This is a genomic window from Brachybacterium muris, from assembly GCF_016907455.1.
Classification (GTDB): domain Bacteria; phylum Actinomycetota; class Actinomycetes; order Actinomycetales; family Dermabacteraceae; genus Brachybacterium; species Brachybacterium muris.
Window position 1 is genome coordinate 1,393,125 of sequence record NZ_JAFBCB010000001.1, and the last position, 22,066, is coordinate 1,415,190.

Below are 22,066 nucleotides of genomic sequence, written 5' to 3' on the forward strand. Positions count from 1 at the left end.
CGGCTGGGCGCGTCGCCCCGCCCCTGCGGTGCAGGAGCCCGGGGCGACCGGTCTCAGCCGTCCATGCCGAGGTCGAACGCGGCGTCCAGGTCCTTCTTGGAGTAGGTCTTGAACGCGATGTTGGTGGTGGTGTCCAGGACGCCCTCGACCTTGCTGAGCTGGTCGGCGATGACCTCGGCGAGATCCTCGTGGCGACGCACACGCACCACGGCGATGAGATCCACATCGCCGGTGACGGAGTAGACCTGCTCCACGCCCTCGATGTCCACGATGCTCTGGGCGACTTCGGGGATGCGGTGGGACTCGACGATGATCGAGGCGATGGCGGTGATCATGGATCCTCCAGGGGTATCGGGCGGATGGGTGTGAACCGAGCCTATGCCTCCGCGGCGGCCGCGGTGCGGGAGAAGTGCTCGGTGAGATGTTCCGCCTCGAAGCGTGCCCGTGCCGGCACGGCCCAGGCGCCCTCCACCAGCACGGTGCGCATGCCTTCACCCTCCAGCCAGCTCGCGAGGATCTCCGCCTCCTGGTGGTAGCCCTGGCACAGCGGGGCCGCGAGCTCCGCCTCCCCGGAACCGGTGAGAGCGAGGGAGCGGGCAGCTGCCAGTGGATCTGTCCGGGCCGGTACCAGAGCGGTGCCCGAGAACCTGCCGTGACGCACGGCCAGCAGTTCCCAGCCGCGCCTGCCTATCACCCCCTCGGTAACGGGCCGCGCCGCGATCAGCAGCGGGATCGCGGCCAGGGCCCTCAGCCTGCTCGCCCGGCGCGCTGCCTTCAGGTAGGTGAGCGTGAGCTGCCGGATGCGTTCGGCGTCCTCGTAGTGACCGGCGGTGACGTGGCCGCGCATCCGACCGGCCGCGTGCTCGAGCACCTCGCTCGGATCCTCCAGCAGCGCCCGGCGGATCCGAGACCGATGCCCCTGATCCACCGGCCGGTCACCTCGAGAGCTCGTCTCGAACGCAGCGGCCCTGCCCATCACCGCATCGGTGAGCAGCGCCTTGAGCGGTTCGACGTCGTGCCGGGATCCCAGCGGCCCGATCTGGGCGGAGCCGTCGGACTCGTCCTTGGCCAGGCGCGCGGCCCGCAGCCCCTCACGGCCCGGACCGAGTCGCAGCCACAGGGCCTTCTCCGGGGTGAGCCCGCGGCGGTTCGAGGGCGGCTTGGTCGCCCCGATGATCCGCAGCTCCCGCACTGCGGCCTCGGTGGCGGTGGTGCACTCGATGGTGCGGATCGACTCCGCCCGCGGCAGCATGTCCAGCACCCTGCGGCGGGTCTCGGCGGCGGTGAAGTAGGTGCGCACCCGACTGCGGAGGTTGCGGGAGGTCCCCACGTACAGCACCTGCCCCTGGGCATCGAGGAACTCGTACACCCCCGGCACCGGCGGAACCGTGGCGGCCAGGTGCTTCTTGCGCAGCTGCACCGGGCTGGCGCGACGGTGAGCGGAGGCGAGGTCCTCCAGGGTGGTGGCACCCTGCGGGCCCAGCCGGGCGATCATCGCGTGCAGCACGTCCACCGTGGCCCGTGCATCGGACAGCGCCCGGTGATCCGGCGGGACGCTCGCTCCCACGTGGGCGGCCAGCGTGGACAGGCGATGGTCTCGCACCTCGTCCCTGCGATACACGGTGCGGGCCAGCGCCAGGGTGTCCAGCACCTGCGGTGAGGGCCAGGGGATGTGGTGCCGGGCGGCGTGGGCGGTGAGGAACCCGATGTCGAAGCGGGCGTTGTGCGCCACCAGCGAGGCGTCCCCCACGAAGTCCAGGAACATCGGCAGGACTGTGGCGATGTGGGGGGCGCCGGTCACCATGGCGTCCGAGATGCCGGTGAGGGAGGCGATGTAGGCGGGGATGGGGCGCTGGGGGTCCACGAAGGTGCGGAACTCACCGAGCACCTCTCCGCCGCGCACCTTGACCGCGCCGATCTCCGTGATGGCGTCCTCGGTGGGGTTCGTCCCGGTGGTCTCCAGGTCCACCACCACCAAGGTGGCCTCTGCCAGCGGGGTGCCGAGGTCGTCGAAGCTGAGCTGCTGGCGGGGAAGGCGACGGGCGGGCATGTCCCGCACACTACGACGAGGCCCCGACAGCCGAGAGCGGGTGACGGGGCCTCGTGTCGCTCAGCGGGCCCCCGAGGGAGAGCTCGGAGCGAGAGCTGTCAGGCCGACGGCTTCTGACCCGAGTAGATCGTGTCGATCACATCGGCGAAGTCCTTGACCACCACGTTGCGCTTGAGCTTCATCGAGGGGGTGAGGTACCCGTTCTCCTCGGTGAAGTCGGTGTCGATGATCTCGAAGGTGCGGATCGACTCGGCGCGGGAGACGGACTGGTTGGCCTTGTCCACCACCTGCTGGACCTCGGCACGCACCTTCTCGTTGCGGCCGGCCTCCTCGATGCTCATCTCCGGCAGGCCGTTGTTCTTCAGCCAGGTGGGGAGCATCTCCGGGTCCAGGGTGAGGATCGCGGCGACGAAGGGCTTCTGGTCGCCGATCACCACGCACTGGCTCACCAGCGGGTGGGAGCGCAGCTGGTCCTCCAGCTGGGCGGGGGAGACGTTCTTGCCGCCGGCGGTGACGATGACCTCCTTGGAGCGGCCGGTGATGGTGAGGGCGCCGTCGGAGTCCAGGGAGCCGATGTCCCCGGTGCGGAACCAGCCGTCGCGCATGGCCTCGGCGGTGGCCTCGGGGTTGTTGTGGTACCCCTTGAACACCATCACGCCCTTGACCAGGATCTCGCCGTCGTCGTCGATCGCCACGGTGGAGCCGGGCAGGGGCGGGCCCACGGTGCCGGGCTTGACCGACCACGGCAGGTTCACGCACACCGGGGCAGTGGTCTCGGTCAGGCCGTAGCCCTCCAGCACCGTCACCCCGATGCCGCGGAAGAAGTGCGCCAGGCGCGCCCCCAGCGGGGCACCGCCGGAGACGGCCCAGGAGACGTCCCCACCCATGGCGCCGCGCAGCTTGGCGTACAGCAGCTTGTCGAAGGCGGCGTGCTTGAGCTTGAGGGTCAGTGGGACCTTCCCTGCCGAGAGCGCCTTGGAATAGGCGATCGCGGTGTCGGCTCCGGCGGAGAAGATCTTGCCCTTGCCGCCGGCGATGGCCTTGGCCTCGGCGCTGTTGTAGACCTTCTCGAACACGCGGGGGACCGCGAGCAGGAAGGTGGGCTTGAACTTCGCCAGGTCCTCCATCAGGTTCTTGGTGTCCGGGGTGAAGGCGGTGGTGACCGGCCAGGAGGCGGCCACCACCACGAGCAGGCGAGCGAACACGTGCGCGATCGGCAGGAACATCAGCATTCGTGAACCGGGGGGCAGCACGTGCTCGCCCAGCAGGTTCAGCGCGCTGCGGGTGGTGTCCACGAAGTTCGCGTGGGTGAGCTCGGCGCCCTTGGGGCGACCGGTGGTGCCGGAGGTGTAGATAATGGTGGCGACGTCCGACATCGACCGGGACGTGCGGCGGGTCTCGAGGTCCTCGTCGCTGACGTCCTTGCCGCGCTTCTTGAGGTCCTCGATGATGCCGTCCTCCAGCACACCGATGCGCTCCAGTGCGGGCAGCTCCCCGCGCACGGACTCCATGTCCTCGCAGTGGCGGGTGGCCTCGACCACCGCGAAGCGGGCCCCGGAGTCCGAGGCGATCCACTGAATCTGGCTGGGGGCGGAGGTCTCGTAGATCGGGACGCTGATCCCCCCGGCGAACCACACCGCCCAGTCCATCAGCACCCACTCGTAGCGGGTGCGGGACATGATCGCGACCACGTCACCGGTGCCGACGTCGGAGGCGATCAGACCCTTGGCCACGGCCTTGACCTCGTCGATGAAGTTGCCGACGGACATCGTGCGGTAGGCCCCGGAGCGGTCGGCCAGCTCGAATATGGGAGTTCGGGGATCGGACTTCAGGCGACCGAGGAGGAGGTCGGTGGTGTTCTCGTCATCGCGGCTGGTGTGCTGGGCGGCAGTTCCGAACTGCTTCATCGAATCTCCTTCGATCCGGCTCGGACGCTGCTCCGGCGTGCCGGGCACCCGTCCGGAAACGCTGGTGGGGTCCGGGGAAGTCTACGTCAGGGCACCCTACGATGGACCCCGACAACACGGATCGGTCGGGCCGCATGTTCAGCACGCGGAACGCAGTGGAAGGGGTTTCATGCTCTCCATCGGAGTGGACATCGGCGGCACCAAGATCGCGGCCGGGGTGGTGGACGAGGCCGGCACCATCATCGCCGCCACCACCCGCAGTACCCCCGCCACCGATCCGGAGCTGATCGAGGCCGGAGTGGCCGACGCCGTCGCCGAGCTGCGTGCGGAGCACGACGTGGTCGGGGTGGGCGTGGGAGCCGCCGGCTTCGTCGGTGCCGACCGTCGCACCGTGGTGTTCGCTGCGAACCTCGCCTGGCGGCATCGCGCCCTCGCCGAGGAGATCGAGCGACTGGTGTCCCTTCCGGTGGTGGTGGAGAACGACGCCAACGCGGCCGGCTGGGCGGAGTTCCGCTTCGGTGCCGCCACCGAGGCGGAGCACATGCTGATGGTCACCGTGGGCACGGGCCTGGGCGGTGCGATCGTGCTGAACGGGGAACTGGTGCGCGGCAGCGGAGGCTTCGCGGGGGAGATCGCGCATATGACCGCCGTGCCGAACGGGCAGTGGTGCGGATGCGGCCGTCGCGGCTGCCTGGAGCAGTACACGGCCGGAACCGCGCTGGTGCGCGCTGCCAAGCGCCGCGCCGCCACCGGTGATCCCCTGATGGGTCCGCTGGTGCAGGCCGCCGGTGGCGCGAAGAAGGAGATCGACGGACCGCTGATCACCCGTCTCGCCCAGCAGGGCGACCCCGGCGCCAGGGAGCTGATCGCCGAGATCGGCAGTTGGCTGGGCGAGGGACTGGCATCGATCTCGGCACTGCTGGATCCCGAGGTGATCGTGGTCGGCGGCGGCGTGAGCGCGGCAGGTGACCTGCTGCTGGATCCCGCGCGGGAGGCCTACGCCGCCCATTTGACCGCCCGCATGCACCGGGACATCGCACCCTTCGAGGTGGCTCAGATGGGCAACCGGGCCGGCATCGTGGGAGCCGCCGACCTGGCCAGGTGAACCCGGCCCCGGTCCGCATGCTCGGCCGGTCCTAGACCTCCACGCCGTCGTCTTCGCGGTGTCGTGGCGCACGCATCAGCAGCGACACGATGCCTCCCAGTGCGGCGATGCCGCCGATCCCGCCGACCCACGTGGGCAGGGAGGGGGAGACGGCCACCACCAGCAGCATCAGCACCCCGCCGACGAGAGCGGTCCACGACCACAGGGCCCGCGACGAGGGCTCGGGCAGATCGGGGTCGGGCGGGACGAAATCCCCCATCCACGCGTCCCGGTCGTACAGGTCGTCGTCATCGTCGAGCTCGGCGGGGCTCTTCGCCGGTCGGCCGAGTGCCGGATGGACGGCGCGGGCACGTGCTCGCTGCTCCTCGGTGGGAGGTTCGCCCGGAGAATCAGGGCTGCCCAACCGGTGCCGCTCACCCTTGTCCGTGGCGGCGGGCTCGGACGGGGCCTGTCCCGGGGGCAGCACGACGCCCTCGGCCTCGAGCAGTCGGGCGAACTCCTCGTCCACGTCCCGAGGATCGCCCTCCCGGGGTGCCCCATTGCTCGGAGTCATCGCGTCGTTCCTGCCATGTCTGCCACCTCAGCGCTTCTGCGCCGCAGGGCGCGGCACGTGCTGGTCGAGGAACCGTGAGGAGGTCTCGAAGAGCAGCGGTGCGTCGTGGTCCAGCGTCGCCACGTGGTGACTGCGCAGCAGGGGGAGCCGTTCCACCGGTCCCGCCACCCCGGCGGCGACCTTGCGGCTGTCCTTCGCGGGGACCGTATGGTCCTCGCGGGACGTGGCCAGCAGGACCGGGACCTCCACGGCACCCAGGGACATCCGGGCCTTGCCGAACAGCTTCCTCAGCTCACCGACGGCCCTGACCGGCAACCGGTCGTAGCCCTCCTCGGTGACACCCTCGGCGGCGATGTCCGAGGCGATGCCCGGGAGCGTGGGCACGACCGGTGCGATCAGGCCGGTAAGAGCGGCCACCGGCGGCAGGCTGAGCCCCGGGTTCACCAGTACCAGGGCAGCGATGCGTCCTCGCAGCACGGGATCTGCGGCCAGCAGCAACGACAGCGCACCGCCCATGCTGAGCCCACCCACCGCGATCGGGCCGTGCACGTCGGAGAGTTCCCGCGCGGCGTCGCGGACCTGCGAGTACCACGCCCGCCAGGGAGTGCGTGACAGTTCCTGCCAGGTGGAGGCGTGACCGGGCAGCAGCGGCAGGTCCACGTCCCATCCCTTCTCGGCGTGGTCCTCGGCCCAGGGCCGCATCGACTGCGGGGACCCGGTGAAGCCGTGGCACAGGAGCAGCCCCCCGCGCGGGTTAGAGTGACTCGGCGCGCGCCAGGGGCGGGACAGTTCGCTGAATTCCATGGGTCCATGGTCGCACTCGCGCCGCGCAGCCACATCACCGTCCAGCGCTTCCAGCAGCGCACCCCAGGAGTGCTCGTGTTCTACGCCCTCGCCAAAGTGATCGTCGGGACCCTGGTCAGGCTGATCTGGAACCCCATCATCGTCGGCGAGGAGAGGATTCCCGACCGCGGGCCCGTCATCCTCGCCTCCAACCATGTCTCCTACGCGGACACCGTGGTGATGCCGATCCAGGTGCGCAGGGCAGTGCACTTCCTGGGCAAGTCCGACATCTTCAAGGGTGGTTCCCCGCTGAACCAGGCGTTCGCCCTGGTGCTGCGAGGACTGCACGTGATGCCGGTGGACCGCTCCGGCGGTGCCGCCTCGCGCTCAGCCATCGAGGGCGGCCTGAAGGTGCTGGGTGACGGCGAGGTGCTGGGCATCTATCCCGAGGGGAGCCGCAGCCCCGACGGCCGACTTCACCGCTTCAAGACCGGCACCGCTCGCTTCGCACTGGCCGCCGGTGCGCCCGTGGTACCGGTGGCGATGATCGACACCTTCGAGGCCCACCGGGGCCGGAAGGTCTTCCCTCACCGCAGGCCGCAGATGAAGGTCCTGGTGGGTGAGCCGATCGACGTGGCCGCGCTCGCTGCCGGGTACGAGGGTTACGAGGAGGGTCGGCTGCTTCGCGCCGTCACCGAGGAGATCCGTGCACGCGTGCAGGAACTGTCCGGCCAGGAGTACGTCGACAAGTACGCGTCCGATGTGAAGAAGCGGCTGAAGGCCGAGGGGAAGCAGCGTCCCGGCCGGGCTCTGAATATTCGCCTCGCTGGGGTCCGCTGATCGAGGGTTCGGGTGCCACGTCGCTGCCGTAGCGGTGGCGTCGTTCGGGACCACCAGTGGTGTCGTTGGGGCCGCTCTGTCTACGCTCCTTCCGCCGTGTGTATAGGGCACGCGGCGGAAGGAGCAATCTGGAATGGTACGGAAGATCAGGGCGAAGCTGGTGCTCCAGCTGCGCGCAGAAGGTCTGTCGGGGCGAGCGATTTCGTCCTCGCAGGGCATGTCCCGCAAGTCCGTGAGGGCGGTGTTCGAGGCCGCTGACGCTGCAGGGATCGGGTGGGGCGATATCGCGGACGTCGCCGATGAGCAGGTGTATGCCCGGTTGTTCCCGGGCCGGGGCGAGCACGAGAGCGTGTTCGCACAGCCGGACTGGGAACAGGTCCATCGAGAGATGGCCAGGGTCGGCGTGACGCTGAAGCTGTTGCACGGCGAGTACTTCGACGCGACCACGGCGGCTGGGGATCCGGCGATGGGGTATGACCGGTTTTGCCGCACCTACCAGCACCACGTCATGGTCACCGGTGCCGCTTCGAGAGTCGGTCACAAGGCCGGCCAGAGCGTGGAGGTCGACTGGTCCGGCCCCACGATGGAGCTGGCCGATCCGGTCACCGGCGAGGTCTCGAAGGTGTTCTTGTTCGTTGCCTGCCTGCCTTTTTCTCGTTACGCGTTCTGCTTCCCGGCGCTGGATATGCGCCAGGAGTCCTGGCTGCGAGCGCACGTAGCGATGTTCGAGGCGCTGGGCGGGACGGTCCCGAGGATCGTTCCGGACAACCTCAAGACCGGTGTGGTGAAGCACCCCCGCGAGGGCGAGATCGTCCTGAACGATGCGTATCGCGAGATGGCAGCGCATTACTCGGCGGCGGTGCTCCCGGGGAGGGTGCGGAAACCGAAAGACAAGGCGAGCGTGGAGAACACCGTCGCGCACGTCGCGACCTGGGTCATCGCCGGGCTGCGGGATCAGCGATTCACGTCCCTGCCCGAACTTGCAGCCGCCATCGGGCAGCGGATGGAGGCCTATAACGCGGAGCCGTTCCAGAAGCGGCCCGGATCCCGCGCCAGCGTGTTCGACGCGGAGGAGCGGCCGCTGCTGACGCCGCTGCCGGCGGTGCCCTACGAGATCTCGACATGGCACTACGGACGACGAGTGGGCAGGAACGGGCACGTCACGTTCGCGCGGAACTTCTACTCCGCGCCGTTCGCGCACATCGGCGCGAAGGTCGATCTGCGCATCACGGCCCGGACGCTGGAGATCTATCAGGGCAGCCAGCGACTGACCAGTCACCTGCTGCTCCCGGAGACCGCGAGCAATGAGTACCGCACCAACGACGCGGACCTACCTGCGGGCGAGCGTTTCCAGGCCTGGGACGCGCAGAGGGTGCGGGCGTGGGCAGATCGGGTCGGGCCGGCCACGGTGATCGTGATCCAGCGGATCTTCGAGTCCGTGCCGATCGTGGAACAGGGCCTGGATCCCGCGTTGGCGGTGCTACGGCTCTCTCGCCGCTTCTCCGTAGATCGGGTCGAGGCGGCCTGCGCACTCGCGCTGACGGGACGGGTCCGTTCACCGCGCTATGCGCATCTGCACCCGATCTTGGCCACCGGGCAGGACAAGGTCGCCGCCCTGCGTCCACCCCGCGAGGAACCCGCGGAAGACGGCGGATACGTCCGTGGCGCCGACTACTACGCCGGAGGTGTCCGGTGAGCGTGATCGATAACGACACGAAGCGGAAGCTGCGCGAGATGGGCGCGACCGCGCTGCTGGACGCGATCGATGCCCAGGATGAGGCTCACGTGCTGGGGATGTCGTTCCAGGAACGGCTCCAGCTGATCGTGGACGAGGCGCATTCCATCTTCAATCATGGAAAGGTCGAGGGTCTGATCCGCCGGGCGGGGCTGCGTTATCCCGGAGCGGACCTGCGGCGGCTGGATCTGGTCGAGGAACGGGGACTGAACCGGAACGTGATCGCGCAACTGGCAACCTGCTCCTTCATCCAGCGGCAACAGAACGTGGTCTTCCAGGGCTTCACCGGCTCAGGGAAGTCCTACCTCGGCTGCGCGCTGGCGAAGCAGGCCTGCCAGCACCGGCTCCGAGCCCACTACATCCGAATGCCCGACCTCGAAGAGGCCTGGGCCCTGGCAAAGGACAAGCCGCAGGGCCAGACGAAGTTCCTGCGGAAGTACTCCACGTTCTCGCTGCTGGTGATCGACGAGTGGCTGCTGGACCATCCTGACGAGGGAATGCGTTCGATGCTGCTGGAACTGCTCGAGCGCTGAATATTCGCCTCGCTGGGGTCCGCTGATCGAGGGTTCGGGTGCCACGTCGCTGCCGTAGCGGTGGCGTCGTTCGGGACCACCAGTGGTGTCGTTGGGGCCGCTCTGTCTACGCTCCTTCCGCCGTGTGTATAGGGCACGCGGCGGAAGGAGCAATCTGGAATGGTACGGAAGATCAGGGCGAAGCTGGTGCTCCAGCTGCGCGCAGAAGGTCTGTCGGGGCGAGCGATTTCGTCCTCGCAGGGCATGTCCCGCAAGTCCGTGAGGGCGGTGTTCGAGGCCGCTGACGCTGCAGGGATCGGGTGGGGCGATATCGCGGACGTCGCCGATGAGCAGGTGTATGCCCGGTTGTTCCCGGGCCGGGGCGAGCACGAGAGCGTGTTCGCACAGCCGGACTGGGAACAGGTCCATCGAGAGATGGCCAGGGTCGGCGTGACGCTGAAGCTGTTGCACGGCGAGTACTTCGACGCGACCACGGCGGCTGGGGATCCGGCGATGGGGTATGACCGGTTTTGCCGCACCTACCAGCACCACGTCATGGTCACCGGTGCCGCTTCGAGAGTCGGTCACAAGGCCGGCCAGAGCGTGGAGGTCGACTGGTCCGGCCCCACGATGGAGCTGGCCGATCCGGTCACCGGCGAGGTCTCGAAGGTGTTCTTGTTCGTTGCCTGCCTGCCTTTTTCTCGTTACGCGTTCTGCTTCCCGGCGCTGGATATGCGCCAGGAGTCCTGGCTGCGAGCGCACGTAGCGATGTTCGAGGCGCTGGGCGGGACGGTCCCGAGGATCGTTCCGGACAACCTCAAGACCGGTGTGGTGAAGCACCCCCGCGAGGGCGAGATCGTCCTGAACGATGCGTATCGCGAGATGGCAGCGCATTACTCGGCGGCGGTGCTCCCGGGGAGGGTGCGGAAACCGAAAGACAAGGCGAGCGTGGAGAACACCGTCGCGCACGTCGCGACCTGGGTCATCGCCGGGCTGCGGGATCAGCGATTCACGTCCCTGCCCGAACTTGCAGCCGCCATCGGGCAGCGGATGGAGGCCTATAACGCGGAGCCGTTCCAGAAGCGGCCCGGATCCCGCGCCAGCGTGTTCGACGCGGAGGAGCGGCCGCTGCTGACGCCGCTGCCGGCGGTGCCCTACGAGATCTCGACATGGCACTACGGACGACGAGTGGGCAGGAACGGGCACGTCACGTTCGCGCGGAACTTCTACTCCGCGCCGTTCGCGCACATCGGCGCGAAGGTCGATCTGCGCATCACGGCCCGGACGCTGGAGATCTATCAGGGCAGCCAGCGACTGACCAGTCACCTGCTGCTCCCGGAGACCGCGAGCAATGAGTACCGCACCAACGACGCGGACCTACCTGCGGGCGAGCGTTTCCAGGCCTGGGACGCGCAGAGGGTGCGGGCGTGGGCAGATCGGGTCGGGCCGGCCACGGTGATCGTGATCCAGCGGATCTTCGAGTCCGTGCCGATCGTGGAACAGGGCCTGGATCCCGCGTTGGCGGTGCTACGGCTCTCTCGCCGCTTCTCCGTAGATCGGGTCGAGGCGGCCTGCGCACTCGCGCTGACGGGACGGGTCCGTTCACCGCGCTATGCGCATCTGCACCCGATCTTGGCCACCGGGCAGGACAAGGTCGCCGCCCTGCGTCCACCCCGCGAGGAACCCGCGGAAGACGGCGGATACGTCCGTGGCGCCGACTACTACGCCGGAGGTGTCCGGTGAGCGTGATCGATAACGACACGAAGCGGAAGCTGCGCGAGATGGGCGCGACCGCGCTGCTGGACGCGATCGATGCCCAGGATGAGGCTCACGTGCTGGGGATGTCGTTCCAGGAACGGCTCCAGCTGATCGTGGACGAGGCGCATTCCATCTTCAATCATGGAAAGGTCGAGGGTCTGATCCGCCGGGCGGGGCTGCGTTATCCCGGAGCGGACCTGCGGCGGCTGGATCTGGTCGAGGAACGGGGACTGAACCGGAACGTGATCGCGCAACTGGCAACCTGCTCCTTCATCCAGCGGCAACAGAACGTGGTCTTCCAGGGCTTCACCGGCTCAGGGAAGTCCTACCTCGGCTGCGCGCTGGCGAAGCAGGCCTGCCAGCACCGGCTCCGAGCCCACTACATCCGAATGCCCGACCTCGAAGAGGCCTGGGCCCTGGCAAAGGACAAGCCGCAGGGCCAGACGAAGTTCCTGCGGAAGTACTCCACGTTCTCGCTGCTGGTGATCGACGAGTGGCTGCTGGACCATCCTGACGAGGGAATGCGTTCGATGCTGCTGGAACTGCTCGAGCGCCGCTATGACACCGGCTCGACCGTGTTCTGCACCCAGTACCCGAAGAAGGACTGGCACGCCCGGCTCGGTGGAGCAGTCCACGCCGATGCGATCATGGACCGCATCGTGCACAACACAATCTGGATCGACACCGGCGACAGGAACATGCGAGAACACACCGCACTGCCCCAGTGACCCGATGCCGGCGGGAGCCAGTGGTCCCCACCGCGGCGGCTACTGGCCCCCGTCGGCACGATCGGCGGTCCCCAAGAGCAAGATTCGGTGGCTCCCACGACTACGAATACTCAGGCTCCGAGGACCTGAACCGCCAGACGGTCCCGGCGCTGTCGCATTTGTCGGCCGACGGTGGTGGGCGCGGGGGCGGTCCCGCACCCTGGACGCTTCCGGGACGGTGCCGCGCAGCGCCTATCCTGGGCTGGTGAGACACTTCAGCCCCGACGCACCCGCCCGCGCCCATTCCTTCACCCTGTCCTCCGCCGACAGCGGCCTGGAGACCCTCGGGGCATGGCGCGAGTATCCGCGGGTGCAGCAGCCGGTGTGGCCCGAGGAGGCCGAACGTGCACAGGTCTTCGACGACCTGCGCTCCGCACCCCCACTGGTGTTCGCCGGTGAGGTCGACGTGCTGCGTGACCGCGTCGCCGCAGCAGCGCGCGGTGAGGCGTTCCTGCTGGCCGGAGGGGACTGCGCGGAGACCTTCGCCGAGTCCACGGCCGATCGGATCCGCAACAAGATCCGCACCATCCTGCAGATGTCCGCCGTGCTCACCTACGGCGCCTCGGTCCCAGTGGTGAAGATGGGCCGGATGGCCGGCCAGTTCGCCAAGCCCCGCTCCTCGGACGAGGAGACCCGTGACGGGCTCACCCTGCCCACCTACCGCGGTGACGCGGTCAACGACTACGCCTTCACTCCCGAGGCCAGGCGCCCCGACCCTCGGCGACTTTGGAGGATGTACACCTCCAGCGCGACCACGCTGAACCTTCTGCGGGCCTTCACCGGGGGCGGCTTCGCCGACCTGCGCGAGGTGCACTCCTGGAACCAGGGCTTCGCCTCCGGTCCCGGGTACGACCGCTACGAGCGCCTGGCCGCCCAGATCGACAAGGCCATCCGCTTCATGGCGGCGATCGGAGCGGACTTCGACGCCCTCAAGGTCGTGGAGTTCTACGCCTCCCACGAGGCACTGCTGCTGGACTACGAGGAGGCCCTGGCCCGCATCGACTCGCGGACCGGGGAGATCTACGGCTGCTCCGGTCACTTCCTGTGGATCGGGGAGCGAACCCGAGACCTCGACGGGGCCCACGTGGACTTCATGGCCCGCCTGCGCAACCCGATCGGTGTGAAGCTGGGCCCCACCGCCACGGTGGACGATGCCCTGCGACTGATCGACAAGCTGGATCCCGAGCGCGAACCGGGGCGCCTCACCTTCATCACCCGCATGGGGGCCGGGAAGATCCGCGACCGGCTCCCCGCCCTGGTGGAGGGCGTGCGCGATGCCGGTGCCCAGGTAGCGTGGGTGACCGACCCGATGCACGGCAACACCATCACCTCCTCGAACGGGTACAAGACCCGCCGCTTCGAGGACATCATGGACGAGGTGGTCGGGTTCTTCGAGGTGCACCAGGCCGCGGGCACCGTCCCGGCAGGCCTGCACATGGAGCTCACCGGGGATGACGTCACCGAGGTCCTGGGTGGCACCGGCGAGATCGACGAGGCGGGCCTGGAGCGCCGCTACGAGACGCTGGTGGATCCGCGGCTGAACCACCAGCAGTCCCTCGAGCTGGCGTTCCTGGTCTCGGAAATGCTGGCTCGGCGCTGACCGGTCAGAACACCGTGATGGTAATCGTCGACCCCTTGGCCAGCTCGCTGCCGGCAGCAGCGGACTGCTCGTAGACCAGGCCGAACACCGGCTCGCCGCGGTCGTGCTGCACGGTCACGGTGAAGCCGGCCGCTTCTAGCTCGGACTTGGCCTGGGCCTCGGGCTTGCGGAACACGTCCGGCACGGTCGCCATCTCCGGGCCCAGCGAGGTCACGATCCTCACGGTGTCCCCGCGGAACAGGGTGCCGGAGGCCGGGTCCTGGGAGATCACCGCGCCGCGGGGGACGGAACCGGAGTGGGCCTGGGCGCTGGTCACCTCGAACCCTGCCGCCTTGAGGGCGGCGCGGGCGCTGTCGCCACCCTTGCCCCTCTGGTCGGGGACGGTGATCGGCTCGCGCCCCTGTGAGACGACGACATGCACCTCACCGCCGGCGGGGAGCGCCTCGGCGCTCTGGCTCTGGGAGATCACCTGTCCCTCGGGGACCGTCTCCGAATAGGCGGGGGCGTCCTCGACCAGCACGAGGTTATGCGCCTCGACCTCGGTGCGCGCGGCCTCCAGCTCCATGCCCTCCAGGGCGGGGACGGGGAAGGTCTGCTCGCCCTTGGAGACGACCAGCTGCACGTCGGTGCCACGCTTGACCACGGTGCCGGTAGAGGGGGAGGAGCTGATCACGTGCCCGGCAGGGACGGTGTCGCTGAACTCCTCCTGGGTGCGCGTGGACAGATCGGCCGAGGCGAGTGCTGCTTCGGCATCGGACAGCTGGGTGCCGGCCAGAACCGGCACGGAACGGTCCCCGCCGGGGCCGGCGGTCGTGTACCAGTCCACACCGGCCCAGCCGCCCACGGCGAGCGCCGCGATCAGGGCCAGGGTCGCGAGGAATGCGAGCGGGCGGGATCGACGTCGTGTGCCCTGTGGCAGGTGCCTGCCGCGACGGGTGCGCGGCAGGGGCAGGGCGATGCTGCGCGGGGGGAGCTCGTCACCGTCGCGGCGGCCTGCGGGGTCGTTCCCGGGGTCGGGCTCTGCTGCCGAGGCGCCCTGGTCGGTGTCCCCGTCCTCGGGGGCGTCGGTGCCCTCGCCGTCCGGCACGGAGGGGAGGTCGGCCAGATCGGCGGCTGCACCGGTGCGCAGGTCGCTCGGGAACGACCGTGCTTCAGCACCGATCTGCGCCACGGCATCACCCAGCGGCACCGTGAGGCGCGGGATCTCCCCGGTCGAGTCGAGCTCGCGGGCCTCCGGGCGGGCATCCAGGACGCTGGCAGGCAGGGTGCGCTGGAGCTCCTGCACCGCCCGCAGCAGGTCCTCGGCCGTGGCCGGGCGCTGCTGCACGGTGCGCGCTGCGGCCCAGGTGACCAGCGAGTCCAGTGCTGGCGGGATCGATGTGGACAGCGACGACGGCGCCGGGATGTCCTCGTGGACGTGCTGGAAGGCGATGTGCACTGGCTGCTCACCGCGGAAGGGCTGAAGACCGGTGAGCATCTCGAACACCATGATCCCCAGCGAGTACAGATCGCTGCGCTCGTCGCAGTGACCCCGGGTGACCACTTCGGGGCTGATGTACGCGACCGTCCCCAGCAGTGTGGCGCTGGCGGAGGAGTGTGCGGTCCCCACCGCCCGGGCCAGTCCGAAGTCGGCGACCTTCACTACGCGCTCGGGATCGATCAGCACGTTCTCCGGCTTGATGTCGCGGTGGACGATGCCGGCCTCGTGGGCGGCGGCCAGGGCCTGGAGCACCTGCGCGGTCACGTCGAGGGTCTCCCGCAGCGAGAGGCCCTCGTCCCGGGACAGGCGCGCGCGCAGGGTCTCACCCTCCACCAGCTCCATCGCCAGGTAGATGCGCTCGCCGTCCTCACCCTGGTCGAACACGCCCACCACGTTGCGGTGCGCGAGACGAGCGGCGGCGCGGGCCTCCCGCGCGAAGCGTCGACGGAACTCCTCGTCCATCGCCAGGTGGGGGTGCATGATCTTCAGCGCGACCACGCGGTCCAGTCGCTGGTCGTGCCCGCGATGCACCGTGGCCATCCCGCCGCGCGCGATGAGCTCCTCGACCCGGTAGCGTCCGTCCAGGAGCAGGTCGAGGCCGGGGGAAGTCGGCGCACTCACGTTGTCACTGTAGGTCGGGGCGATGTGGTATTCGCGCAACGACACACGACACACCCGTCACCGGGCTCTGTGCACGCGAGGGAGGACACACCGGCGGTGGCGACGACCATGATCGATCGCGCTCGGCCCGGTGGACGTGGCACCCTGGTGGGCGTGAACGAGCTCGATGACCTGATCCCCTCCTGGCTGACCCTTCCCGACGTGGCCCGCGTCCTGGACGTCGAGGTGTCCCGTGTGCGACGCCTGATCGACGAGGGGGAGCTGGTGGCCGTGCGCCGCGGCGACCCCGTGGTGCGCTCGGTCCCCGCGGACCTGCTGCTCGACGGCGACATCGCCCCTCACCTGGGTGGCACCATCACGGTGCTGCGCGACGGCGGGTTCGAGGACGAGGAGCTGCTGCGCTGGCTGTTCACCGAGGACGAGACGCTCCCTGGCCGTCCCATCGACCACTTGCGCCGCGGTCAGCGCGGCGAGGTACGTCGCCGCGCGCAGGCCCTGGCCTTCTGACCCTGCGCTGATCTCAGGCGGGCAGGGAGGCGGTGTCGGTCGCCTGCACTGCGAGCGCGGACAGACCCGCCCTACCGAGCTTCCCGAGCTCCGTGGCCCCCGCCAGCAGGTCCTGCGCTGCCTGGGCGCGGGCGGCGACGTCGCGTGAGACCGAGGCCACCGCACCGGTGCTGACCATCAGCTCGTGCACGGCGTGGACGTCGGCGAGGTTCGCCGAGGGCACCCCGACGGTGCGCTGCAGAAGGGCGATGCCGGTTTCGTCGGCCTCGGCCACGGTGCGTGCCAGCAGGACGGTGCGCTTGCCCTCGATGATGTCGCCGCCGGTGGGCTTGCCGGTGTGGTCCTCATCGCCCACCACGCTGAGCAGGTCGTCACGCAGCTGGAAGGCGGTGCCCACCTCGATCGCCCAGCGGGACAGCAGGTCCAGCGCGGCGTCGTCCGCGCCCATCAGCGCGGCCCCGATCCGCACCGGACGCAGAACGGTGTAGGGGACTGTCTTCCAGCGGATCACCTGGAGGGCGGCGGCCTCCTCCGGGGTCGTCCCGCTCTCCACAGCGCCTTCGCCGAGGCTGCGTGCGCCGTCCGGTCCCAGGCCACCAGCCTGGTGCAGAATGTCCAGGTACTGCCCGCACATCACCTCGGTGCGCAGGGCATCGAACTCGGCCCGCGAACGGCGGGCCGCGGCCCCTTCCCCCAGCCCCTCGGAGAACAGCTGCTCGGCCCAGCTGAGGGTCAGGTCTCCCAGTACGATCGCGACGGCCACCCCGAAGTCGTCCGAGGAGCCGGACATCCCTCGCTCCCGGTGGTCCGTGGCCTGCTCGACATGGAGGGCGGGGCGGCCGCGTCGGGTGGGGGAGTGGTCGATGACGTCGTCGTGCATGAGGGCGGCGGCCTGTACCAGTTCGATGGCGGCGCCGCATCGGGCGAGGGCGCTGATCTGTGCGTCATCGGGGGCACCGTCCTGTGCTGCCAGTCCGCCGAAGAAGCAGAACCGCGGTCGCAGCAGCTTGCCTCCGTCCAGGTATCGCTCCAGCGAGTCCATGAGCGTCAGAGCCTCGGGTGCGATGCGTCCCAGCTCCACGCGGCGCTCCGCGATCAGCCGTCGATGGACGGACGCCACCTCCTGGACCAGGCGACGGTCCAGCTCCTGCAGGTCGGTGGGGGAGCCGGGGGCGGCATCAACGGGCATGGGAGTCCTTCCTTCGCTGTCCCCCGATCCTGTCATGGGGAGGCTGGACGTCGCGCACGAGGTTCCTCCCCAGTGCAAGGTCATCCCCAGGATCCCGATGGCAATGGCGTCCGGGTGCCGGTGGAACGGAGGCTCGGACCATGACGACCGACACCACCCCTACCCCCGAGGACCAGCGGATCATCCGCGCCGACCAACCTGCCGAGATCCTGGCCGCCGCCCGTGTCGCCTTCGGCACCGTCCCCCGTGACCGCCTGCTGCTGGTGGGCCACAGCGGCCACCACACGCGCCCGGTGCTCACCAGTTCCCCGCTGACCGAACTGGTGGCGGAATCCGGCCGGGAGCATTTGGAGCACCACCTGTCACTGATGCGGGAGAAGGGATGCACCGCGGCGCTGGCCATGGTGGTCCTGCGGGACGGCTCCGAGCACGTCGACCCGATCGAGCTGGAGGACTGGGAGCGCGTGGGTGCGGCCCTGCTCCTGGACACCGCTCACCACTTGCTCCCGGACCCCTTCGACCTGTACCCGCTGTGGGTGCTGGGCGCAGGGACGGCGCGCCAGGTGGTGCTGGAGCACGACGAGGTGGGTGACGGCATGAGCCTGTGGGTCTCACCGGTCCAGCAGCTCGAGCCCTTCGACCACACCCGGGCCGCCATGGACGCGGTGCTCGAAGGGCGCAGTGTGCGCCCCGACCTGCCCGGCAGGGAGGTCCTGGCCGAGGTGGGCCGCAGGCTGAGGCTGGCTCCCGTGGCAGCGAGCCCTGCGGACACCTCCGATCTGCTGACGCGAACACGGGCCGCACTGTCCCGCATTGGTGCCCGCCGCGCGGGTTCCACCGGGAGTGACGAGCAGTTCATGACGGACTGTGAACAGGTCTCCACGATGCTCTCCGCACTCGCCATCGACGCCGTCCACTGGGAGCTGCTGGCCATGTGCGTCGATCACGGATCACCGACGCCGGTGGACAGGGAGATGCTGCTCCAGGAGCTCACCTCCGACCCGACCCGCCGCCCCCACGAGGACGTCTGTGCAGGTGGGGGCATCTATTCGGACCTGCTGCTGCTGAGGGAAGCGGCCGCGGCCGCGATGCACCTGGGGCACCCCGCGGGGGCGGCGTCGGCCGCTTCGGCCTGGCGCGGCCTCACTGCCGTCCTGGCGCTGCTGGCGTGGTGGAACCACCGCTTCTCGGGAGCGGGGGAGATGGTCGACGATCTGCTGCGGCACGATCCGTCCTCCACTCTGGCACCCTTGCTCGAAACCATGATCGACACCCCGATCTTCCCGGCCTGGTGGCCGGAAGCCTGAGCGTCCACGGGAGGAGCTCTCCACGATGACCGCCTCCAGCACCATCCCCGTCGTCGCCGAGCACCGGGCTCCCGCAGGGCCCGGTCCCGGCCCCGATGCGGCACCGATGCCCGTCAGCGGGGCCTGGCGGCCCGAGGACGGGCCGGGCGGCCGGCACTTCGCCTCCCTGGGCGCGCTGCGGCTGGAGAGCGGCGCGGTCATCGAGGACGTGCAGATGGCGTACGAGACCTGGGGGACCCTCGATACCGACGGCGGGAACGCGGTCCTGGTGCTGCACGCCCTGACCGGCGACTCCCATGTGCGGGGCCCCGCCGGGGAAGGCCACGCCAGCGCCGGCTGGTGGGAGCAGATGGTGGGCCCTGGATGCCCGATCGACACCGACCGCTGGTTCGTGATTGCCCCGAACGTCCTGGGGGGATGCCAGGGCACCACCGGGCCCAGCTCCACCGCGCCCGACGGACTGCCCTGGGGCTCCCGGTTCCCCCGGGTGACCGTGCGCGACCAGGTCGCCGCCGAGCGGGCGCTGCGCGAGCAGCTGGGCATCGAAAGGTGGGCACTGGTGATTGGCGGCTCCATGGGAGGGATGCGCGCGGTCGAATGGGCCGCCACCCACCCCGCGGAGGTGCAGCGCCTGGCCGTGATCGCCAGTGCTGCCCGTGCCAGTGCTGATCAGATCGCCTGGAACAGCGCCCAGACAGCCGCAATCGAATCGGATCCCGGCTTCCACGACGGCGACTACTACCACCTGCCCCCCGGGCAGGGTCCGCACCGCGGACTGGGCATCGCGCGGCGCATCGCCCACACCACCTACCGCACAGCCGAGGAGCTCGAGACCAGGTTCGCCAATCGTCCCCAGGGGCACGAGAACCCCCTGGACGGGCACGGACGCCACCAGGTCACCAGCTACCTCGACCACCACGCCACCAAGCTGGCGCGCCGCTTCGACGCGAACTCCTACCTGACCCTGGTGCGATCCATGAACACCCATGACGTGGGCCGGGACCGCGGCGGCCTCGAGGCGGCGCTCGCCGGAGTGCGCGCCCGCACCCTGGTCGTGGCGATCACCTCGGACCGGCTGTTCCCCGAACCCCTGGTGGCCGAGACCGCACAGCACATCCCCGGTGCCGTGCTGCAGCGGGCCACCTCACCGATCGGTCACGACGCGTTCCTTCTGGCACACCCGGGCCTGGACCGGTGGATCGGTGATCTGCTGGCCCGTTAGTCTGGCCCGATACGTCTAAGCCGTGCGTGCGAGCCACCACGGTCGGGAGGGGTCAGCATGACCGTCGTCGTCGGGTACTCACCGTCCGGACAGGGCAGGGCAGCCCTGCACGCCGCCATCAGGCACGCGGTACGGGTGGGCGAGGACGTGGTGGTCGCATCCCACCTGTACAACGATCCCGACTCCGGTCCTGCCGTGGCCTCCGAGCAGGTCGTCCTGAAGGACTGCCGCTCGGTGGAGGGGGCGCTGCCCGAGATCACGGTGCGCAGCTGCGACCAGCGTGATGTGGGGGAGTTCCTGCTGGACCTCGCCGGAGAGCTCGATGCCTCCCTGGTGGTGATCGGGCTGCGCCGCAAGTCGCCGATCGGCAAGCTGAACCTCGGTGCCTCCGCCCGCCGCGTGGTGCTGGGAGCGGCGTGCCCCGTGCTCGCGGTCAAGGACGAATCCTGACGTCCTGCCCACGGTCGGGAATAAGCCCGTTCACAGGGCGTTATACTTCCAAGGCTTGACGGCATCGTGCCTTCGTGCGCCGCGAAACCGGGGAGGGAACCGGGAACGCGGCCCGGGTGCGGCATCCGCAGGCCGCGCCAAGACGACTGTTCGCCCGAGCTGACCGGTGCACCACCTGGTGTGCCATCGGAAGAAGGAACTCTGTGACCTCCTCCAAGACCGCTGATACCTCGATCGACGAGACCGAGAAGAAGACGCAGACGACGCGTACCCGGAAGCCCGCGGCGGCGGCTGGTGGCAGCCCCGCCAAGAAGACGACCACTGCGTCGAAGACCACCACCGCGGCGAAGAAGAAGGCGGCCGAGGCGAAGGCCGCCGCAGCCGATGAGTCGACCTCCGCCGCGTCCGACGACGCGACCGACGTCGAGGAGACCACGGCGACCACGAAGAAGGCCCCCGCGAAGAAGGCTCCGGCCAAGAAGGCTCCCGCGAAGCGCCAGACCGCGGCGCAGAAGAAGGCCGCCGCCGCCAAGGACGAAGCGGACGAGAAGGCCGAGACCGAGGAGTCGGCGGCCGAGGGCGAGACCGAGGAGGCAGAGACCGAGAAGAAGTCCGGCGACGACAAGGCCGTCGAGGAGTCCGGCGGTTTCGTGTTCTCCGCCGCGGACGACGACTCCCCGGCCCAGCAGGTCGTCACTGCCGGGGCCACGGCCGACCCCGTCAAGGACTACCTCAAGCAGATCGGCAAGGTCGCGCTGCTGAACGCCGCGCAGGAGGTCGAGCTGGCCGAGCGCATCGAGGCCGGCCTGTACGCCGAGCAGAAGCTCAAGAACGACGAGTCCCTGCACACCAAGGACGGCAAGCTCTCCAAAGCCGGCCGCGAGATGACGATGATCGCCCAGGACGGGCGCGCCGCCAAGGACCACCTGCTGGAGGCGAACCTGCGCCTGGTGGTGTCCCTGGCCAAGCGCTACACCGGCCGCGGCATGCTGTTCCTGGACCTGATCCAGGAGGGCAACCTGGGCCTGATCCGTGCGGTCGAGAAGTTCGACTACACCAAGGGCTACAAGTTCTCCACCTACGCCACCTGGTGGATCCGCCAGGCCATCACCCGCGCCATGGCCGACCAGGCCCGCACCATCCGCATCCCCGTGCACATGGTCGAGGTCATCAACAAGCTCGCCCGCGTGCAGCGGCAGATGCTGCAGGACCTGGGGCGCGAGCCCACTCCGGAGGAGCTCGCCAAGGAGCTCGACATGACCCCCGAGAAGGTCGTGGAGGTGCAGAAGTACGGGCGTGAGCCGATCTCCCTGCATACCCCGCTCGGTGAGGACGGCGACAGCGAGTTCGGTGACCTGATCGAGGACTCCGAGGCCGTGGTGCCCGCGGACGCCGTGAGCTTCACCCTGCTGCAGGAGCAGCTGCACTCCGTGCTGGACACCCTCTCCGAGCGTGAGGCCGGCGTGGTCTCGATGCGCTTCGGCCTCGAGGACGGCCAGCCCAAGACCCTCGACGAGATCGGCAAGGTCTATGGCGTGACCCGTGAGCGGATCCGCCAGATCGAGTCCAAGACCATGTCGAAGCTGCGCCACCCCTCGCGCTCCCAGGTCCTGCGGGACTACCTCGACTGAGCGCGACCTCACTGGATCTCACCGGCGGCGCCGGGACCCCTGCAACGGG

The 22,066-nt window shown here is 69.4% G+C and carries 18 protein-coding genes and 1 pseudogene; 12 read left to right on the plus strand and 7 right to left on the minus strand.

Going from position 1 to position 22,066, the window contains the following annotated elements; all coding sequences use genetic code 11:
• Positions 1-53 precede the first annotated feature (53 nt).
• From JOD52_RS06440 to JOD52_RS06450, 3 genes are all read right to left on the minus strand, one after another.
• Positions 54-335, minus strand: a complete 282-nt coding sequence (locus JOD52_RS06440) for an Lrp/AsnC family transcriptional regulator (RefSeq protein ID WP_017823678.1) — start codon at positions 333-335, stop codon at positions 54-56.
• A gap of 41 nt (positions 336-376) precedes the next feature.
• On the minus strand, positions 377-2,050 hold the full coding sequence (locus tag JOD52_RS06445; protein WP_204409120.1) for a DEDD exonuclease domain-containing protein: 1,674 nt from the start codon (positions 2,048-2,050) through the stop codon (positions 377-379).
• Between the two features lie 98 nt (positions 2,051-2,148).
• Positions 2,149-3,957, minus strand: a complete 1,809-nt coding sequence (locus JOD52_RS06450; protein WP_204409121.1) for an AMP-dependent synthetase/ligase — start codon at positions 3,955-3,957, stop codon at positions 2,149-2,151.
• A gap of 169 nt (positions 3,958-4,126) precedes the next feature.
• Between JOD52_RS06450 and JOD52_RS06455 the strand changes: the two genes are divergently transcribed.
• Complete coding sequence (locus JOD52_RS06455; RefSeq protein WP_204409122.1) at positions 4,127-5,062, plus strand: ROK family protein; 936 nt, start codon at positions 4,127-4,129, stop codon at positions 5,060-5,062.
• A gap of 31 nt (positions 5,063-5,093) precedes the next feature.
• Here the strand turns inward: JOD52_RS06455 and JOD52_RS06460 are convergent, their stop codons facing one another.
• Together JOD52_RS06460 and JOD52_RS06465 are read right to left on the minus strand one after the other, a co-directional pair.
• Positions 5,094-5,615, minus strand: a complete 522-nt coding sequence (locus JOD52_RS06460; RefSeq protein WP_204409123.1) for a hypothetical protein — start codon at positions 5,613-5,615, stop codon at positions 5,094-5,096.
• A gap of 27 nt (positions 5,616-5,642) precedes the next feature.
• Entirely contained in the window at positions 5,643-6,419 is a 777-nt protein-coding gene (locus JOD52_RS06465; RefSeq protein WP_204409124.1) for an alpha/beta hydrolase, read from the minus strand.
• A gap of 6 nt (positions 6,420-6,425) precedes the next feature.
• On the opposite strand from JOD52_RS06465, the gene JOD52_RS06470 reads away from it, so the two are divergent.
• The 6 genes and pseudogenes from JOD52_RS06470 to JOD52_RS06495 all read left to right on the plus strand — a co-directional run bounded on the left by JOD52_RS06470 (position 6,426) and on the right by JOD52_RS06495 (position 13,610).
• Positions 6,426-7,238, plus strand: a complete 813-nt coding sequence (locus JOD52_RS06470) for a lysophospholipid acyltransferase family protein (protein ID WP_204409125.1) — start codon at positions 6,426-6,428, stop codon at positions 7,236-7,238.
• Positions 7,239-7,371: 133 nt separating this feature from the next.
• Positions 7,372-8,934, plus strand: coding sequence for an IS21 family transposase (istA, locus tag JOD52_RS06475; protein WP_204408388.1), 1,563 nt, complete (start codon positions 7,372-7,374; stop codon positions 8,932-8,934).
• A pseudogene (locus tag JOD52_RS06480) lies at positions 8,931-9,503 on the plus strand (ATP-binding protein); the annotation flags it as partial. The gene istA (JOD52_RS06475) and the pseudogene JOD52_RS06480, both read left to right, overlap by 4 nt.
• A 162-nt stretch (positions 9,504-9,665) precedes the next feature.
• Positions 9,666-11,228, plus strand: coding sequence for an IS21 family transposase (istA, locus tag JOD52_RS06485; RefSeq protein ID WP_204408388.1), 1,563 nt, complete (start codon positions 9,666-9,668; stop codon positions 11,226-11,228).
• Positions 11,225-11,971, plus strand: a complete 747-nt coding sequence (locus JOD52_RS06490) for an ATP-binding protein (RefSeq protein ID WP_338124028.1) — start codon at positions 11,225-11,227, stop codon at positions 11,969-11,971. Before istA (JOD52_RS06485) ends, JOD52_RS06490 begins: the two co-directional genes overlap by 4 nt.
• A 244-nt stretch (positions 11,972-12,215) precedes the next feature.
• Positions 12,216-13,610: a class II 3-deoxy-7-phosphoheptulonate synthase gene (locus JOD52_RS06495; RefSeq protein ID WP_031307143.1), complete on the plus strand. Its 1,395-nt coding sequence runs from the start codon at positions 12,216-12,218 to the stop codon at positions 13,608-13,610.
• Positions 13,611-13,614: 4 nt separating this feature from the next.
• Here the strand turns inward: JOD52_RS06495 and pknB are convergent, their stop codons facing one another.
• Positions 13,615-15,711 (minus strand): Stk1 family PASTA domain-containing Ser/Thr kinase, encoded by a 2,097-nt coding sequence (pknB, locus tag JOD52_RS06500; protein ID WP_338124055.1) that lies wholly within the window; start codon positions 15,709-15,711, stop codon positions 13,615-13,617.
• A gap of 153 nt (positions 15,712-15,864) precedes the next feature.
• Here pknB and JOD52_RS06505 point away from each other — a divergent pair, with 153 nt between their 5' ends.
• Positions 15,865-16,218 carry an Rv2175c family DNA-binding protein gene (locus JOD52_RS06505; protein WP_237738703.1) on the plus strand — a complete coding sequence of 118 codons (354 nt, stop codon included), beginning with the start codon at positions 15,865-15,867 and terminating at the stop codon, positions 16,216-16,218.
• A gap of 13 nt (positions 16,219-16,231) precedes the next feature.
• Here JOD52_RS06505 and JOD52_RS06510 read toward each other — a convergent pair whose 3' ends face one another.
• Positions 16,232-17,407: a polyprenyl synthetase family protein gene (locus tag JOD52_RS06510; protein WP_204409128.1), complete on the minus strand. Its 1,176-nt coding sequence runs from the start codon at positions 17,405-17,407 to the stop codon at positions 16,232-16,234.
• A 140-nt stretch (positions 17,408-17,547) separates the two neighbouring features.
• Here JOD52_RS06510 and JOD52_RS06515 point away from each other — a divergent pair, with 140 nt between their 5' ends.
• The 4 genes from JOD52_RS06515 (at position 17,548) to JOD52_RS06530 (ending at position 22,017) form a co-directional block, all read left to right on the plus strand.
• Entirely contained in the window at positions 17,548-18,714 is a 1,167-nt protein-coding gene (locus tag JOD52_RS06515; protein ID WP_017823667.1) for a hypothetical protein, read from the plus strand.
• Positions 18,715-18,739: 25 nt separating this feature from the next.
• Positions 18,740-19,936: a homoserine O-acetyltransferase MetX gene (metX, locus tag JOD52_RS06520; RefSeq protein ID WP_204409129.1), complete on the plus strand. Its 1,197-nt coding sequence runs from the start codon at positions 18,740-18,742 to the stop codon at positions 19,934-19,936.
• A gap of 57 nt (positions 19,937-19,993) precedes the next feature.
• Positions 19,994-20,386 (plus strand): universal stress protein, encoded by a 393-nt coding sequence (locus JOD52_RS06525; RefSeq protein ID WP_017823665.1) that lies wholly within the window; start codon positions 19,994-19,996, stop codon positions 20,384-20,386.
• A 203-nt stretch (positions 20,387-20,589) separates the two neighbouring features.
• Complete coding sequence (locus tag JOD52_RS06530; protein ID WP_017823664.1) at positions 20,590-22,017, plus strand: RNA polymerase sigma factor; 1,428 nt, start codon at positions 20,590-20,592, stop codon at positions 22,015-22,017.
• The last annotated feature ends 49 nt before the right edge of the window (positions 22,018-22,066 follow it).